17 protein-coding genes are annotated in these 16,134 nt (G+C 63.7%); 7 read left to right on the forward strand and 10 right to left on the reverse strand.

Translation table 11 applies throughout. The features are described 5' to 3' along the window. Positions 1 to 14: 14 nt before the first annotated feature. Both AC1DJW_RS23490 and AC1DJW_RS23495 read right to left on the reverse strand, forming a co-directional pair. On the reverse strand, positions 15 to 2,522 hold the full coding sequence (locus AC1DJW_RS23490) for a GcvT family protein (protein WP_476902654.1): 2,508 nt from the start codon (positions 2,520 to 2,522) through the stop codon (positions 15 to 17). Between the two features lie 50 nt (positions 2,523 to 2,572). Further along, positions 2,573 to 2,923: a bifunctional 3-phenylpropionate/cinnamic acid dioxygenase ferredoxin subunit gene (locus AC1DJW_RS23495; RefSeq protein WP_059388150.1), complete on the reverse strand. Its 351-nt coding sequence runs from the start codon at positions 2,921 to 2,923 to the stop codon at positions 2,573 to 2,575. A 232-nt stretch (positions 2,924 to 3,155) separates the two neighbouring features. Between AC1DJW_RS23495 and AC1DJW_RS23500 the strand changes: the two genes are divergently transcribed. The 4 genes from AC1DJW_RS23500 to AC1DJW_RS23515 all read left to right on the forward strand — a co-directional run bounded on the left by AC1DJW_RS23500 (position 3,156) and on the right by AC1DJW_RS23515 (position 7,321). Further along, complete coding sequence (locus AC1DJW_RS23500; protein WP_390283209.1) at positions 3,156 to 4,352, forward strand: NAD(P)/FAD-dependent oxidoreductase; 1,197 nt, start codon at positions 3,156 to 3,158, stop codon at positions 4,350 to 4,352. 44 nt (positions 4,353 to 4,396) lie between these two features. Continuing rightward, the gene (locus tag AC1DJW_RS23505) at positions 4,397 to 5,533 is read left to right on the forward strand and encodes an aromatic ring-hydroxylating oxygenase subunit alpha (protein WP_284751421.1); all 1,137 of its coding nucleotides are present in this window, start codon (positions 4,397 to 4,399) and stop codon (positions 5,531 to 5,533) included. A gap of 61 nt (positions 5,534 to 5,594) precedes the next feature. Next, positions 5,595 to 6,683 (forward strand): S-(hydroxymethyl)mycothiol dehydrogenase, encoded by a 1,089-nt coding sequence (locus tag AC1DJW_RS23510; RefSeq protein WP_476902655.1) that lies wholly within the window; start codon positions 5,595 to 5,597, stop codon positions 6,681 to 6,683. Then, a complete protein-coding gene (locus AC1DJW_RS23515; protein WP_476902656.1) occupies positions 6,680 to 7,321 on the forward strand; it encodes an MBL fold metallo-hydrolase in 642 nt (213 codons plus the stop codon). Before AC1DJW_RS23510 ends, AC1DJW_RS23515 begins: the two co-directional genes overlap by 4 nt. Here AC1DJW_RS23515 and AC1DJW_RS23520 read toward each other — a convergent pair. Next, positions 7,318 to 8,142: an IclR family transcriptional regulator gene (locus AC1DJW_RS23520; RefSeq protein ID WP_476902657.1), complete on the reverse strand. Its 825-nt coding sequence runs from the start codon at positions 8,140 to 8,142 to the stop codon at positions 7,318 to 7,320. The two genes, AC1DJW_RS23515 and AC1DJW_RS23520, sit on opposite strands and share 4 nt — an antisense overlap. A 104-nt stretch (positions 8,143 to 8,246) precedes the next feature. Between AC1DJW_RS23520 and AC1DJW_RS23525 the strand changes: the two genes are divergently transcribed. Continuing rightward, a complete protein-coding gene (locus tag AC1DJW_RS23525; RefSeq protein ID WP_476902658.1) occupies positions 8,247 to 8,984 on the forward strand; it encodes a VOC family protein in 738 nt (245 codons plus the stop codon). 458 nt (positions 8,985 to 9,442) lie between these two features. Next, positions 9,443 to 9,676 carry a tudor domain-containing protein gene (locus AC1DJW_RS23530; protein ID WP_476902659.1) on the forward strand — a complete coding sequence of 78 codons (234 nt, stop codon included), beginning with the start codon at positions 9,443 to 9,445 and terminating at the stop codon, positions 9,674 to 9,676. A gap of 57 nt (positions 9,677 to 9,733) precedes the next feature. On the opposite strand, the gene AC1DJW_RS23535 is transcribed toward AC1DJW_RS23530, so the two are convergent. Next, positions 9,734 to 10,213 (reverse strand): hypothetical protein, encoded by a 480-nt coding sequence (locus tag AC1DJW_RS23535; RefSeq protein WP_476902660.1) that lies wholly within the window; start codon positions 10,211 to 10,213, stop codon positions 9,734 to 9,736. 86 nt (positions 10,214 to 10,299) lie between these two features. Between AC1DJW_RS23535 and AC1DJW_RS23540 the strand changes: the two genes are divergently transcribed. Beyond that, complete coding sequence (locus AC1DJW_RS23540) at positions 10,300 to 10,701, forward strand: hypothetical protein (RefSeq protein WP_476902661.1); 402 nt, start codon at positions 10,300 to 10,302, stop codon at positions 10,699 to 10,701. A 133-nt stretch (positions 10,702 to 10,834) separates the two neighbouring features. Here the strand turns inward: AC1DJW_RS23540 and AC1DJW_RS23545 are convergent, their stop codons facing one another. The 6 genes from AC1DJW_RS23545 to AC1DJW_RS23570 all read right to left on the reverse strand — a co-directional run bounded on the left by AC1DJW_RS23545 (position 10,835) and on the right by AC1DJW_RS23570 (position 15,986). Next, positions 10,835 to 11,155 (reverse strand): type II toxin-antitoxin system PemK/MazF family toxin, encoded by a 321-nt coding sequence (locus tag AC1DJW_RS23545; RefSeq protein ID WP_476902662.1) that lies wholly within the window; start codon positions 11,153 to 11,155, stop codon positions 10,835 to 10,837. Then, the gene (locus tag AC1DJW_RS23550; protein ID WP_476902663.1) at positions 11,152 to 11,358 is read right to left on the reverse strand and encodes an antitoxin MazE family protein; all 207 of its coding nucleotides are present in this window, start codon (positions 11,356 to 11,358) and stop codon (positions 11,152 to 11,154) included. The genes AC1DJW_RS23545 and AC1DJW_RS23550 overlap by 4 nt, the downstream gene beginning before the upstream one ends. A gap of 657 nt (positions 11,359 to 12,015) precedes the next feature. Next, positions 12,016 to 12,273, reverse strand: coding sequence for a hypothetical protein (locus AC1DJW_RS23555; protein WP_476902664.1), 258 nt, complete (start codon positions 12,271 to 12,273; stop codon positions 12,016 to 12,018). 166 nt (positions 12,274 to 12,439) lie between these two features. Then, positions 12,440 to 12,667, reverse strand: coding sequence for a hypothetical protein (locus AC1DJW_RS23560; RefSeq protein WP_476902665.1), 228 nt, complete (start codon positions 12,665 to 12,667; stop codon positions 12,440 to 12,442). A 608-nt stretch (positions 12,668 to 13,275) separates the two neighbouring features. Beyond that, positions 13,276 to 13,500: a MafI family immunity protein gene (locus tag AC1DJW_RS23565; RefSeq protein WP_476902666.1), complete on the reverse strand. Its 225-nt coding sequence runs from the start codon at positions 13,498 to 13,500 to the stop codon at positions 13,276 to 13,278. Positions 13,501 to 13,547: 47 nt separating this feature from the next. After that, positions 13,548 to 15,986, reverse strand: coding sequence for an EndoU domain-containing protein (locus tag AC1DJW_RS23570; RefSeq protein ID WP_476902667.1), 2,439 nt, complete (start codon positions 15,984 to 15,986; stop codon positions 13,548 to 13,550). Positions 15,987 to 16,134 lie beyond the last annotated feature (148 nt).

Here is a 16,134-nt window from a genome sequence, read left to right on the forward strand (position 1 = left end):
AGCCAGGAGGGGCGTCAGCCCCGTAGCTTTTCCATGGTTGGATCCACGAGCGGATCGGCAGAGATGGTGGCCGGGATCCGCTTCCCGAAGTATTCGATCTCGACGGCGTCACCCTCGCCCGCTTCGGCGGGCAGCCAAGCGTAGGCGATGGGCTTCCGGACGGTGTAGCCGTAGGCGGCGCTTGTGACGTAGCCGGCGGGCTCTCCCTTGAAATAGACAGGTTCCTTGCCCAACACCACGGACGTGCCGTCGTCGACCGTTAGGCAACGCAAGCGGCGGTTGATGGGCAGTTCGCGGCGGGCTTTGAGGGCCTCGGCGCCGATGTATCCTTCCTTGTCCTTGCCGACGGAGAAGCCAAGGCCCGATTGGAAGGGCTCGTGCTCGGGGGTCATGTCGGTGCCCCATAGCCGGTAGCCCTTCTCGAGGCGGAGGCTGTTGAACGCACCGCGGCCGGCCGCGATGATGCCGTGCTCCTGGCCGGCCTCGAACAAAAGGTCCCAGAGCCTTTGGCCGTTTTCCGCCGTCGTATACAGCTCCCAGCCCAACTCGCCTACGTAGGACAGCCGCATCGCGGTGACAGGGATCCCGCCGATCCGGACTTTCTTGGTGCGGAAGTACTTCAATCCGTCGTTGCTGAAATCGTCGCCGCTCACCTTGGCGATGACCTCGCGGGCCAGCGGCCCCCAAAGGCCCACGCAACACGTGGAACCGGTGATGTCCCGGACCTGGACCCACTGCGTGACGTCCTCGGCGGTCTGCTTGCGGGCTTCGGTAGTGAAGTAGGCGAAGTCGATGTTGCCGTTGGCTCCGACTTGGAAGGTGGTTTCGTCGAGGCGAGCCACCGTGATGTCGCTGCGGATGCCGCCGTCGCCGTTGAGGAGCAGGCAGTAGGTCACCGCACCCGGCTTCTTGTCGACCTTCCCGGCGCTGAGGCGCTGCAAGAGGGCTTCGGCGCCCGGGCCGGAAACCTCCAGCCGCTTGAGCGGCGTCATGTCATAGAGCGCGACGGCGGTGCGCGTCTTCCACGCTTCGGCCGCGGAAATGGGGGAGTGGAACATGGCGGCCCACGGTTCGCGTTCAGGTGCGCGCCATTCTTCCGGGAGCACCTCCAGCAAGCCGCGGTTTGCCTCGAACCAGTGCGGGCGCTCCCAACCCTGGGCTTCGAGGAAGAACGCCCCGAGCTCCTTCTGCCGGGCATTGAATGGGCTCACGCGCAGTTCGCGGGGCGAGACGCGTGGCTGTAGCGGGTGCAGGACATCGTAGATCTCTACGAAGTTCTGCTGGGAGGTTTCGCTGACGTAGCTCTCCGCGGTCTGGATCTCTTCGAAGCGGGAGACTTCGCATTCGTGGAGCGGAATCCGGGATTGGCCCTCGATCAAGAGCTCGGCCACTGCCCTGGCCACGCCGGCGGAGTGCGTCACCCACACGGCCTCGGCAACGAAGAACCCCTCAACCTCCTTGGACTCGCCCACCAGGGGACCGCCGTCCGGGGTGAAGGAGAAGATGCCGTTGAAGCCATCCGCAATCCCCGCGCCGGCAAGTGCCGGAAGGAGTTCCTTGGAGTCCTCCCAACTCGGCAGGAAGTCCTCTTCGGTAAACGCCAGTCGGGACGGCATCCGGTGCTCGGACATGTCCGCCGCAGCAACCTCGGGCAGCTCCCGGAGGTCCACGGGCATGGGCTTGTGGGCGTAGGAGCCAATGCCCATCCGGTCCCCGTGCTCGCGGTAGTAGAGGTCTTTGTCCTGGTGGCGAAGGATGGGCATCCACGCGCCGTTGGCGGGATCAAGCAGCCGCGAGGCATCGTTCCGGCCCACGAGCTCCGGTACGGACGTGGTCTTGACGTATTGGTGGGCCAGCGGGAGGAGTGGCACGGACATGCCCACCATCGCGCCGATCTTGGGTCCCCAGAACCCGGCGCAGGAAACTACGATGTCTGCAGGGATCACACCGCCGGGCGTTTCGACCCCCGTGACTTTGCCGCCTGTCTGTTCAATGCCGGTGACGGGAGTGGAACCGCGGAACGTGACGCCTGCGGCGCTCGCCTTGGCGATGAGCAGGCCGACGGCGCGGGCTGCGGACGCCAGGCCGTCGGAGGGGACGTAGAGTCCGCCGAGTACTTTCTCCTGATCGAGCAGCGGGTAGTGCTTGGCGCACTCGTCCGGATCGATGAGCCGGCCTTCCACACCCCACGACGCCGCATAGCCCAGCTTGCGCTTGAGGTCCTCCAGGCGCCCTGGCGTGGTGGCCACCTCGAGACCGCCCACCTGGTTGAAGCAGGAGACGCCGGAATCGCTGAGGGAGAGCAGCTTGTCCACGGTGTAGGACGCGAATTCGGTCATGGCCTTGGAGGCGTTGGTCTGGAACACGAGGCCGGGGGCGTGCGAGGTTGATCCACCCGCCAACTTCAACGGGCCCTGCTCGACCACGGTGATATTGGTCCAGCCGCGGGTGGACAGCTCATCCGCAAGATTGGCGCCGACGATGCCGGCTCCGATAATGACGACGCGGGGTGATGTGGACATGCGTGTTGCTCCTGAGGTAAGTCGTATGGAGGTTTGGGGCTCGCCGGAAGCTAGACGTGGCCGTCGACGGTCAACCCGGGCGGCAGATTGGGCTCGTCCTCGGATTCCTTGACCATGATCTGGCCGTCCACTACCAGGACTTCGTGGACCCTGACGGGCAGCTTGGCCGGAGGCGCATCGGCGGCTCCCGTGCGGAGATTGAACTTTGAAGCATGGAGGGGGCACTCCACCCAGCAGTCCTCCACCCAGCCGTCGGCGAGGGAAGCGTCTTGGTGCGTGCAGGTGTCGTCGAGGGCAAAGAGTTCGCCCTCTTCGGTGTGGAATACGGCAATCGGCGGAGACGTCTCGAGTCGAATCGCGTCCCCGGGAGCCAACGAGCTAAGCGGACAAGCACTGTGCATCTCACGAACCTCTTTCACCGGATTGGTCGAAAACCTGGGGGCGGTTGTTTCATGATCAACGAAGATCACAATACGCAACAGAGTGATGGACCTCACAGGGGCTTGTCAAGAGGTGGAAATTACTCCGCAGATTGCTTGACACGCGATGTGAAGGCCGTCACACTGTTTCGCATAACGAAGTTCGTTGCGTAATGCGCAATAAAATTTCGAACGGCTCAACGAGGAGGAAGCCATGGAGACATTGGCGATCGTGGGCGCATCATTGGCTGGACTTTCCGCCGCCCGCGCTGCCCGCGCGCAGGGTTTTTGTGGCCGGCTGCTCATCATTGGAGATGAGCAGCAGCGGCCCTATGACCGACCGCCCCTGTCCAAGGAGTTCCTGGCAGGAAAGATCGGCATCAAGCACTTGATGTTGGAAGCGGAAGAGGCGGGAATGGCAGATCCCCTGCAGGCTGAATGGCTGTTGGGCTCGCCTGCGAAGAGCTTTGACGCGGCCAGCAGGACCATCACCCTAGGTAACGGACGCACGGTGGTGGCTGACGGCGTCGTGATCGCCACCGGAGCTTCGGCCCGCACCCTGCCCGAACTTGCGGGCCTATCCAATGTCTTTACGCTGCGGACTCTTGAGGATGCGCAGGACCTGGCTCCGGAACTCGTTCCGGGCGGCCGCCTGCTGGTGGTTGGCGCAGGCTTCATCGGCGCGGAGGTGGCGTCAACGGCCAAGGGCCTGGGAATGGACGTGACCATTATCTGCAAGAGCCCGATCCCGCTGAGCGCTCCGATCGGTTCGGAGATGGCTGCCGTCATGGCCACGCTCCACGGGATCAATGGAGTGGAACTGATTTGTGACACGGGAATCGACTCGTATTACAGCTACGAAGGAAATGTGACCGGTGTCCGGCTCAGCGACGGACAGTACCGTTCCGCCGACGTCGTACTTCTCGGAATCGGTGCGGTCCCCAACGTCGGGTGGCTGGCCGGTTCGGGGCTGGAGCTCGACGACGGCGTCACGTGCGATTCGATGGGACGGACAAACGTCCCCGGCGTGGTTGCCGTGGGAGACTGCGCGGCCTGGTACGACGAACGCAGCGGGCAGCACCATCGCGTGGAGCATTGGAGCGGTGCCCAGGAACGTGCCGCCCTTGCCGTGACAGGGCTCTTGGATCACTCAGCCGCACCCCAACCGCTCAACCTGCCGTACTTCTGGTCGGACCAGTACGGAGTAACGCTCCAGTTCGCCGGCCATGCGCGGGACGCGGAGCGCGTCGAAATTGAGGCAGGGCAGCTCGAGGACCACAGCTTCCTGGCCGTGTACTACCGGGGCGAGGAACCAGTGGGCGTTCTAGGTGTGAACCAGCCGCGTCTGTTCACCCGTTGGCGCCGGCAACTCAACGCCCGCAATGCCCCGCCCGTCCTGGCAACCCCATAGACATTCCGAGCCTCAACCACGTTCATCACTGAATAGGAGTCAGCATGACCACTGAAGTTGTTTCCCCCAGCCTGATCCCCACTCTCCCCGGCCACACTTATGTCAGTGAAGACATCTTCCGTGCCGAGCAGGAACACATCTTCGAACAAATGTGGTTCTGCGCCGTGCGGACCGCGGACCTGGAAAAGGCCGGCTCGTTCAAAACCGTGCAGATCGGCCGTGAGAGCGTACTCATCAACCGCACCCGCAAGGGAGAGATCCGCGCGTTCTACAACATCTGCCGGCACCGCGGCGTGAAGCTGTGCATGGAGGAGTCCGGCGAGGCCAACCGCTCGTTCCAGTGCCCGTACCACGCCTGGACCTACGATCTTGAGGGAAAGCTGATCGCGGCCCCGAACCTCACCAAGATGCCGGATATCGATCGAAACGAATACGGGCTGGTCAAGGTCCACGTCCGGGAATACATGGGCTACGTTTGGGTCAGCCTCGCGGATGAGCCACCGTCGTTCGAGGAAGACGTCATGGGTGCGATCGAGGAGCGCCTCGGGGATCTGCGGGCTGTTGACGACTATGACATCGCGAACCTGAGCCTTGGCCGGCGCATCAAGTACGACGTCAAGGCCAACTGGAAGCTCATCATCGAAAACTTCATGGAGTGCTACCACTGCGCGACGATCCACCCCGAACTCACCGAAGTCCTGCCCGAGTTCGCCGACGGCCTGGCGGCGCAGTATTTTGTGGGCCACGGCGCCGAGTTCGGTGACGACATCAAAGGCTTCACGATTGACGGTTCCGAAGGCCTGGATCGGATTCCCGGAGTCGGCGACGACCAGGACCGCCGGTACTACGCAGTGACCATCAAGCCGAATGTCTTCGTCAACCTTGTTCCGGACCACGTCATCATCCACCGCATGTTCCCGCTGGCTGCCGACCACACCATCGTCGAATGCGACTGGCTGTACCTGCCCAGCGTGGTGGAATCCGGCAAGGACGTGAGCGCTTCGGTGGAGCTCTTCCACCGGGTCAACGAGCAGGACTTCGACGCCTGCGAACGCTGCCAGCCGGCCATGGGATCCAAGATCTACGCCAAGGGCGGCGTCCTGGTACCGAGCGAGCACCACATTGAGGCGTTCCACAGCTGGGTCACGAGCAAGATCGCCGACGTCCCCGCCGACAGCTAGACGGATGAATGTCTGTCGTCGTAACGAGTAACCAGGAACCTAGGAAAAGGAACGCAAGCCAATGGTTCATAAAGTAAAAGCTGTCATCGCCAAGGAAAAGAACGCCCCCGTCACACTGGAGACCATCCTGGTGCCGGATCCCGGTCCGGGCGAGGCGCTCGTGGACATCCTCACGTGCGGCGTCTGCCACACCGACCTGCATTACAAGCAGGGCGGTATCACCGATGACTTCCCCGTCATGCTCGGCCACGAGGCCACAGGCGTGGTCAGCGCGGTCGGCCCGGACGTCACCGACGTGGCGCCGGGGGACCGGGTGATCCTGAACTGGCGGGCCGTGTGCGGCCACTGCAGGGCTTGCGCCAAGGGGCAACCGCAGTATTGCTTCAATACGCACAACGCCACCCAGAAGATGACCCTGGAGGACGGCACGGAACTCACTCCGGCCTTGGGGATCGGCGCCTTCGCGGAGAAGACCCTCGTGGCCGCGGGGCAGTGCACCAAAGTGGACGACGACGTGGATCCGGCCGCCGTCGGGCTGCTCGGCTGCGGTGTGATGGCAGGCATCGGTGCCGCTATCAACACCGGCGAGGTCAAGCGCGGCGAGTCCGTGGCCGTGATCGGTTGCGGCGGCGTCGGCATCGCCGCCATTGCCGGGGCAAAGCTCGCCGGCGCCACGACGATCATCGCCGTGGACATCGACGCCAACAAAATCGGGATGGCTATGTCCCTGGGAGCCACGCACGGCGTGAACTCCAGCCAGGAAGACCCCGTCGAGGCCATCCGGGCCCTGACCGGCGGCAACGGCGCGGATGTGGTGATTGACGCCGTCGGGCGCCCGGAGACCTACAAGCAAGCCTTCTACGCGCGCGACCTCGCGGGCCGCGTGGTGCTGGTGGGCGTCCCGACGCCGGACATGAAGCTTGAGCTGCCCTTGCTGGATGTCTTCGGCCGCGGTGGTTCGCTGAAGTCCTCCTGGTACGGGGACTGCCTGCCTTCCCGCGACTTCCCGATGCTGGTGGCGCACTACAAGCAGGGCAACCTTGACCTCGACGCGTTCGTGTCCGAACGGATCACCATCGACCAGGTGGAAGAGGCGTTCGCCAAGATGCACGAGGGCAAAGTGCTCCGTTCGGTGGTGGAAATCGGATGACTGTCGCCATTGAAAACCTCGTCACCTCGGGCACGTTTTCGCTCGACGGCGGCACGTGGGACGTGGACAACAACGTCTGGATTGTCGGCAACGACGACGAATGCGTGATCATCGATTCGCCGCACGACGCAACGGCGATCATCAATCAGGTCCGCGGGCGGAAGGTGCGCGCCATCCTCCTCACCCATGCGCACAACGATCACATCGGAGCAGCGCTCGACGTCGCGAAGGCCGTGAACGCCCCGATCCACCTGCACCCCGCAGACATGGTTCTGTGGGAGCAGCTGTACCCGGACGCCCGGCCGGACCGCTACATTTCAGACGGCGACATCTTCGAAGTGGCGGGCACGGCTTTGCACGCCTTCCACACGCCGGGCCACTCACCGGGTTCCACGTGCTTCTACCTGGAAAGCGAAGGCACGGTGTTCACTGGCGACACCCTCTTCAACGGCGGCCCGGGAGCAACCGGAAGGTCGCACAGCGATCACCCGACCATCCTGGCCTCGATCCGGGAACGCCTCCTGACGCTTCCGCTGGAAACCGTGGTCCGGACCGGTCACGGCGACAACACCACCATCAAAGCCGAGGGCGAAAACCTCGCCCAGGCAGCGCTGGATCGTCAGGCCGACGGCGCTTAGGCGCCGCTGGCTGCTGTGTAACCCATCTTGACGCTGATTGAATACCCGGCTTGCTTGAGCGCATCAAGCAAGCCGGGTATTTTTTCCGGCTCGAAACGGAAGGCCGGTCCGGAAAGGCTGATGGCTCCGATCACCGTGCCGCTGTGGTTGCGGATCGGAACGGCGACGGCGTTGAGTCCGCGCTCGAGTTCTTCATACGTGGCGGCGTACCCGGCCGCTGAAATGACCGGCATTTGCTGTTCCAGCTCGTCGCGGTCGGTGATGGTCTGCGGCGTGTATCGTGCCTGGCCGGATTCCCTGAGAACGCGGTCACGGGTCGCAGGCGGCAGCGCGGCAAGCATGACCTTGCCGCTGGACGTGGCGTGGAGCGGGGTGAGCCCGCCGATCCAGTCCTGCGTGCCAAGCGTGTTGGGGCCAATGGCCTGGTCCACATTGACCGCGAAATTTGACCTCAGCACGGCCAGGTTGGCGGTCTCGGCGAACTTCTCCGCCAGGGCTTCGAGATCTTCCCGGGCCTCCTTTACCAAGCTGAGGCGGGCCGGAATAGCGCTGGCCAGGCGCAGGATGTTGAATCCGAGTTGGTATTTTCCGCGCTCGTGGTTCTGCTGAACCATGCCACGGGCGTCCAGGGCGCTCAGCAGTCGCGATGCCGTTGACTTGTGGACGCCCATTTCCTCAGCGATCTCACTCACGCCGGCATCGCCGCTGCGGGCGATGATTTCGAGCACGGTGATGGCCCGGTCCACGGACTGCACACCCGCGTGGTGCGCGCCGGCCGGATCGGAATCGGGGTCGTTGGCAAGACTTGCATCAGCGTCCATGTGGTTCATCGTCTCAAACGCGGTCAAGTGTGCGGCCTCTCTGCGCTGCGTGTCCTGGGATGCTGCCGTCTATCGGGAATTGCATGGCTATATGATCGGGCGGTATGGCACTTCGACTTGTTCAGGTGAATTTCAAGGCCCGTGATGACGCGTCTCTCGGCCGGTTTTGGGCGGAGGCGCTCGGCTGGGATATTTCCAGCGAGGGGCCCGGTGTGACCAACGTTGAACCTGTGGGATTCGCCTGGCCGGACCCCGCGGCCGTTTGCGTCGATGTGGTCACGGTCCCGGACCCGGAGACGGTGAGGTACCGCGCGCACCTGGATCTCGCCACCGCCTCTGCGGCCGATCAGGCGGAGCTGGTGGCGCGCTTGGTGAAGCTCGGCGCGACGCCCGCCGACATTGGCCAGGGTGATGTGCCGTGGACGGTCCTGGCCGACCCGGAGGGCAACCTGTTCTGCGTGCTGGAGCCTCGGCCGATCTATCGGGACACTGGGCCGATCGCCGCGGTGGTGGTCAACTGTGCGGATCCACGGGCCATGGCCCGGTTCTGGAGCGGGGCGACTGACTGGACCCTGCACGAAGTGACCGACGATTTTGCGAGCCTGCGTTCAGCCAAAGGTGTCGGGCCCTATCTCGAGTTCGTTCGCACGCCCGACGCGAATGCCGTGTGCGGCCGGGTCCATCTCGACCTGAGGCCGTACCCCGGCGACGATCAAGCCGCGGAGGTGGCCCGGCTGCGGGCCCTGGGCGCCACAGACGCCGACGTCGGCCAGGGCGGTGTGCCATGGGTGTGCCTTGCCGACACAGAGGGCAACGAGTTCTGCGTCCTCACCCCCGGCTGACGCAGCCTATGTTTGAAGTTGTTTTTGGTTTGGCTTTGGCGAGGATTTCCTCGGGTGTCTTGATCACCCGCACACTTAGGGTTCGATGTGCTTCTCCTCAATACCACTCAAATATGGGCGATTCGCCACTCATTTTGATTCGGAAGACCAGTCAGTGCAGTTTTCCCTTGTTAGCGTTTGCGATGAAGGCCCCCGTCGCGCCCTAAATCTTTCACGTCGAAGCAGGATAATGAGGGCGCGGCTCTGACGTCGGCCGCCAAGGAAGAGCGCGACAGCGCCGGCCGCCATCCAGGAGCGCCTGCGTGGGATGGTGACCTTGCCGGGTTGAGCCCGGCCGGCCTGGAAGCGCACGACAAGGGATTGCAGGCTCACATCGCAAACCTGACAGTGCTCTATCAAGTGCTCGATGGTTGGCGGGTGCGGACGTCGCAGGAGCGCAGCGTTGAAGGTTTCGAGAAGTGGGTGGCACGCCTTGCAGCCGTCCGGAACGAACGCCACCGGTCGAGTATCTGGGCAGCCACAACCCGTTCCCTGACGAGACCGCCGTTGAAGTTTTGCGGGGCGATGGGTCCACCTGGGAGCAGGCTGTCATCGTTGAACGCGTCGGTGTGGACGAGTGGACCGTGGAGTACGAGGACGGCGAGCAAGCATGGCGCGACCATCACGAGCTACGGCCGACGGCCGCCAACTAACGGCAAGCTCCACGTGTCCCATGGGATTCGTTCACGCCTCCGTTGGCCAGGTGTGTGTCAGCTCAGACGATCGCTCACTTTGAGGAGATACACAATGAGCGACCCCATCCTTGCGAAAAGGTAGTCATATGCTTCCGGGGGCACTGTGTGTGTGCCGGTTTCATGATGACGGATCATGAAGTCGTTGCCCACATCGGTGAGTGCGAGCATTTCATTGCTTGTCACCTCGCGGAACGCCTCATTTTTGATGTTGCCCAGCCGGACGTTGGCACTCTGCTTTTTGTTGCCTTGCACGTCAATTGTCTTCAGACGCGTGAAGCCATCCCACAGTTTATCTAGCGCCAGACCTCGCTCCTTCTCTTTCCGCGAGAGGAAGAGTTCTTTGGCGTGCAGCAGCAGCCCGTCCAGTTCGGCGTCGCCACTTGCTGGCCTCAGCTGTTCGAGGACCTGCTGGACGGCAGGGGTTCCTGTTCTGATGATTTGTAGCTGGCGGGACAGCTCATACATCGTCCCTCCACGGTGAAGGATGTTGTTCACTTCCTAGTCTGGACGACGCAGATTCGCTCTCCCGGGAGGCCAGGGAGCCTGCACCGTCCGACCTTGAAGCAGCACGGGCCTGGGCCATGGCGAACGATCCCGAGTACGCGGCCAGCGTGGCGTCCGAGAAGGATCGTCTGGACCGTGAGCTTGTGGAGCGGTGGAAGGGCTCCGGGGATCCCGACAAGGCCGCGCGGGCTGCCGACGTCCGGCAGGACGCCAAGCAGCGCGAGGCAGCCGGGGACAAGGCGGCAGCCAGGGCCGGTGCCGCCTACGACCGGGCCGCCCAGCTGGAGGCCGACGCCGCACGGATGCGCGCTGCAGGCGCCCCCGAGAAGGCGGTGGCGGCCAAGCAGTTCGGGGAGGCCCAGCAGAAATTTCCCATCTCCCACGCCGCGGCCGGCGGCGGGAAGGCTGTCGGCAAGGTCAAGGTAAACGCCGTTCAGCAGTCCCGCGCCCAGGGCAAGCACATCACCCAGGGCCGGTAAGTAAATTCGCTTCGGCCACCGGCATGAAGCGGCAGTCCGCACATCAGCGCCGGCGCAACCCGGCATTGTAGATCCGGACGCAGGAAGGCCCGGCACCAGAGGGTGCCGGGCCTTCGCCGTGCGGAGATCTCGGTCAGGCTATGCCAAGGAAGACCAGTAGTGCCCGCTCGACCGCGACCAGTTCCGTTGCCGTCAGGTTCCCCACCCGCTTGTGTGCGTTGGCCAGGGGCACGGTGGTCAGTTTGTCGATCATGAGCTGGCTTTTCTGGGTCAGGCCGGTCCGCTCGGACGGCTCCACCGGGATCCGCAGCAGCGGTGCATCTTTCAGAGTGGAGGTCAGGGGGATTACCGTCACGGAGCCCACGTCATCGAACCGGTCATCCTGGATGACCAGCGCCGGGCGGGGTTTGGAGGCGTATCCGCCGCCGGCCACCGTCCAGATCTCGCCCCTCACTCCTCATCCCAGGACACGGAAACCGCGTCGATCCACTCGTGAATGTCATCGTGCCGGTCGGACTCCGCCACAATGGCGCTCTGCCGCTTCGCCTCCTCCGCGAAGGACTTGGAGCGGGTGTCCGGGACCCACACCTGAATCGGCCGGAAGCCTGCCTCGCGCATCCGGCGCCTGTGCTCACTGACTCGATCCTTCACACTCATACCCCCATTGTTTCATGTAACACGCGTGGGTGGTAGAGCGAGATTCGGACGGCGGGACTCGTAGGGTTCCGACAGGCCGGCCGCTGCGTCGACCAGGACGCCGGCGGAACCGACTTTCCCGGAATCACGCGGTTCTTCCGCTCTGGACCGAAAATGGCGGTTGTAGGGGTCCCACAACGCACCGGAGCCCAGCACCTGGGGTGCTGGGCTCCGTTATCCGGCAGCGAGGGAACTGCCAGTCTGTGCGGCCTCAGGTCTTGGTGGCCCTTGCGATCTGTGCACGCATCAGCGGGTTCCCTCGGTGAGCTGTGACCCCTTGGCCCGGCGGGTGATTTCCCACGAACGGTCTGCAGGCCTTTGGAGGCTGCGGTAGAAGATCTGCTCTCCGGGTTCGTTCGACACGGCTACGTCATTCGGGTAGAAGATCCGCAGTGTGCTGAGGGCGACTCGGGGGTTGAGGGACAGACGCCCGAGATCCGGCGCTAAGCACTGAATGCCCGGTGTGTTGGGGTGTTAGTGATTTCATGGCGTCTGTCCCTCAACCCCCTTAAGCCCACTTGTGGGTACCGGCCTCGTCTGGTGCCCCTCGTCGCGACTCGCTGAAGGAGGATGCGCACTTCGGTCGGCCTTCGGTAGCGGCTTGTTCGGGCGTATTTGTCAGGCCTCGGAAGTGTGCCGGTAGGTGACCATGGCGAATGTGCTTCCTACAAAGGCTCCTGTGATGCCCGCGACTGCCCAGGGATTCCCTGTCTGAACAAGGTTGGAGAGGGCAAAGGCCATTCCGCCCGAAGTGACCAGGGCCACGACACCCGTGACAGTTGCGCGCGTCTTGCGGGTCGCTTCCTCGGCCACTGCCAACCTGGCAACGATCACTCCGCCGGCAACTACAACCCCAAGGATCACCAGAGCAGGCATTTCAAAAACGAATAGGTTGAACAGGTCCCAGAGAAGAAATACGGGATTGAAACGAGGCAAGGTGTAACTGAGATGGAGTGCAAAGGCTCCGACCGCGCCCGAAACGGCGCCCAGGCAGACAAACCTGCACCATAGCTTGCCAGTGCGCCACCATCCTGGTCGCGTACTACTTTTCGCCATATTTCATTACCGCCTTTATTAGGTTTTCCTTCTGGGTATTCCATGAAATTCTCTGGAACCCCGCCACATTGACGCCATCGGCGACCAGCATGTCCACCCCGGTCGCCTTGGCGGTCTGATCGAGGTAATTGCCGGCCCCTCGTTTCACGATGTCAAATCTGATGGTGGAGCCCGGCGCATCGAAATAGTCGTTGGAAGTGACGGTGAAGGTCACACTTGTTTCTGTGGTCCTAACCGCTACCGTGCCCGACCTATCAGGGAACAGCGAAGGTGGAGCGTCCACAAGCCGGCATGATCCGCCGTCCGTGAAGGTAGAACACCCTTCGACTGTGAAAGGGAATATTTCGGTCGGGTGTTCCCGAAACACTTTTGCAATTGAAGCGGCGCTGTATTGATCCTCTGCCCGCCTATGTTTGTTCCGAGTTGTGGGGTTGGCAGGACAATAGGGTAGTCCTGGTTGTGGGTGACCGGGGCCGGCGTGTTTTTGGCCGATCATCTTGGTCAGCTGAGCGTTGCTGAGATTTACCCGTTCACGGCGGCGAACCCGCCGGGGTTGGCCGCATTGGTCCCGACACCCAGGGCCCCGGCCACGGCCGTCGCAAAGGCTCCGGTTCCTGGCGTGGTCTGGGTGGGTCCGCGGGAGAGGCCGATGGGGTCGGTGTAGCGGGTTTGGGCGGTGACGGGGGTGGTCCCGCTGCTGGGTTGGAGGATAGTTGGGTGGTGTCGACGCTGTCGCTGATGATGAAGGCGAGTTTCACGGTTCCGCCGGCGGCGGTGCGCTGGGCGACGGTCGGGGGTGCTGCCCAGAGCCAGATACCGAAGCTACGCCTCAGACGCGTCCTCCCAGAGGTAGTCGGTAAAGCGTCTGTTTGCCCCTAGAACGCCGCCTAGGAATTCCAAGTCCCGAACCTTTTCCGATGGAAGGGAAATCTCCCGTTCATAGATCTGTGTGCACAGCGTCTCGAATGCTTCTAGCCACTCGCCCACTTCAATGAGCAGCTGGACGTTCTCGACGTCATCGTCCGGGAGGCCGGTTGCGGCATCCATCGCTCGATGGAGCCGAACTATAATTTCGTTGGGTGGTTGATTAGTGGTCATGGGATCGGAAACCCTGTGATGATTCCTTCGCCGCCCGGTTGAATAATGACACGGATTTTCAAACCGTCACGAACTCCTTCAACCCTGTATTTGACCGGATCTCCCGCTCGGGTGAAATCAGCGCCGAGGCTGCCCGTCTGCTGAACCCATGTAAGCGACGGGTCCGTCGCAATATCAGAGACCTCATGCATGATTTTATCGTCGGACCAGCTATGCGGGAACCAAGTGTTGCCTGCCTCGCCGCCGTAGATGTGGCCCTCCAGTATGTGCGTTCGCCGCGAAGCTGAGGCCAGGTCGACGAACTCGGATGCTCCAGCCCCATCGAACCCTCCGGCTATGCCGAGCGCAACAAGTGGCCTGGCCTTGTCGGCGAATGCCTGATCACCGTGGACGGTGTCCTGCAGCCATTGGGGTTGGGTTTGGAGGTTTGCCTCGGCGAGGGCATTGCCGCAGGCTTCGTTGATCGCGATCTGCCCGGCGCTCATCCCGACCTTCATGTCTCCCACGCAAGCAAGTTGGCGGGGGGCAACCGAACCACCACTGGCCGGCGCGCGGGCTGGTTTGGTTTGCGTCCATCCGGGCGCGATGTAGAACTGCCAGGTGCCCGGTACTGGTGATCTGTAGCCGGGAGCGTATGGGCCGTCCGGGACGTAAGGTACAGCGACGTCTGGTACGGCGTCCGGCGCATGCCAGCCCGATTCGTTCGGGCCGTCGGTAACGGCCCAGCTCGTGATCATAAGTCCGGAGGGGTCGGCGTTGTTGATGGCATCGGCTTCTCCATAGACGTACGGGGAGAAGTTGTTTGCAACACCCAGCTTCAGTACCGGGTCCGGGCTCGTGAATGTCCCGGTGACAGGATCCAGGTCGCGGGCGCCGAGGTGGGTGAGGGTGCTGATGGTGTCGGCGAGCCCTCCGATGTACCCGTTGACGGCGCCGTAACCGTTGGGGTTCGCGTCGTTGGATCCGACACCTATGGTGGCACTCGTGGCGGTGGCGTAGGCGGCGTTGCCCGCTGCGGTCTGGGTCGGGCCTCGAGCCAGGCCCGTGGGGTCTGTGTACCGGGTCTGGGCCGTGACCGGTGTGGTCCCGCTGCTGGCCTGGACGATGGTCTGGGCGGTGTCGACCCCGTCGCTGATGATGAACGCGAGCATGATAGTCCCGCCGGTGGCGGTGCGCTGGGCGACGGTTTTGCCCGCGAAACTGTAGGACTTGGTCGCCGTCTTCACCCCTCCCGGGGTCATGTGGGCGGTGATGGAGCCCAGGGTGACGGTGGTTCCGGTACCGTCGGTGAGCCCGACGAGGTTCCCTGCGGCGTCGTAATACCGGGTCCCGGTGCTGCCTGCGGTCCCGGCCACGGGGGCTGGCGGGGTTCCCGCACCGGCGGAGGGGTTCGGGTTCACCGGCAGGGTGCTGTTGCCGGTGGTGGTGGCGAGTTTCCCGTCCGCGGTGTAGGACAGGGTTTCCCCGGCCCGGCCGGTCATCCGGCCTGCCGCGTCCCAGGAGAAGGTGCTGGTGGTGGGTGTACCCGTGGCCGGGGTGCTGGTCATGGACCGGAGCCGGTGCGGGCCGGGTTGCCCCGTGGCCGGGGCGGTGGAGTAGCCGGAGGTGTCGGCGATGAGCTGGACCGTGCCGGCGGAGTTGTTCGTGAAGGAGACCGTCCCGTCGGCCCCGACCGGGACGATGACCAAGTTCGGCACGGTCTGCCCGACGTCGAAGTTCACGTTCGAGGTGCCCGGTACCGGGGTTCCTCCGGCGTAGGCGGTGATGTTCCCGACGGAGGTCGGCGAGGTGGCCGTCAGATTCAGGGCGACGGCGGAGACGCCGCTGGCGGGGATGCCACCATGGCCGGTGACCTTCAGGTTCACGGTCTGCCCGGCCCCGACGGGGCCGTTGGTTCCGCCGGTCCCGTTACGGGTATCCAGCTGCCGGGTCGGGGTCTGGGCCGAAAACGCCCCGGGTGCTGTGGGGGTGCCGGCAAGGTAGTAGCCGGAAGTGTCCGCGATGAGCTGGACAGTGCCGGCGGAGTTGTTCGTGAAGGAAACCGTTCCGTCCGCCCCGACCGGGACGATGGCGAAGTTCGGCACGGTCTGGTTCGCCACGTAGTTCACGTTGGAGGTGCCCGGTTGCGGGGTTCCTCCGGCGTAGGCGGTGATGTTCCCGACGGAGGTCGTGGAGGTCACGGTGATGTTCAGCGCCACGGCGGAAACACCGCTGGCGGGAATTCCGCCGCGGCCGGTGACTTTCAGGTTCACGGTCTGCCCGGCCCCGACCGGCCCGTTGGTTCCGCCGGTGCCGTTACGGGTATCCAGCTGTCGGAAGGGGGTCTGGGGTGAGAAGACGCCTGGGTCGGTGGGGCTGCCGGGGTAGTTGTAGTTTTCGGTGGTGGCGAGTTTGCCGGTGGCGTCGCCATGGGCCAGCCCGAGAGAGCCTGTCAAGGGACTGCCCCCGGTTTTGTTGACTCCTTGACCTAGCGAGCTGGTGCTCGTGGAAGGATGTTGACCATGCCGACGGCTTATGGGGCGGAGTTCCGCCAGGATGTTATTGATGTGGCCCGCAAGGGCGAGGCGCCGCTGGCGCAGATTG

This window comes from Arthrobacter sp. 05L417, from assembly GCF_056397865.1.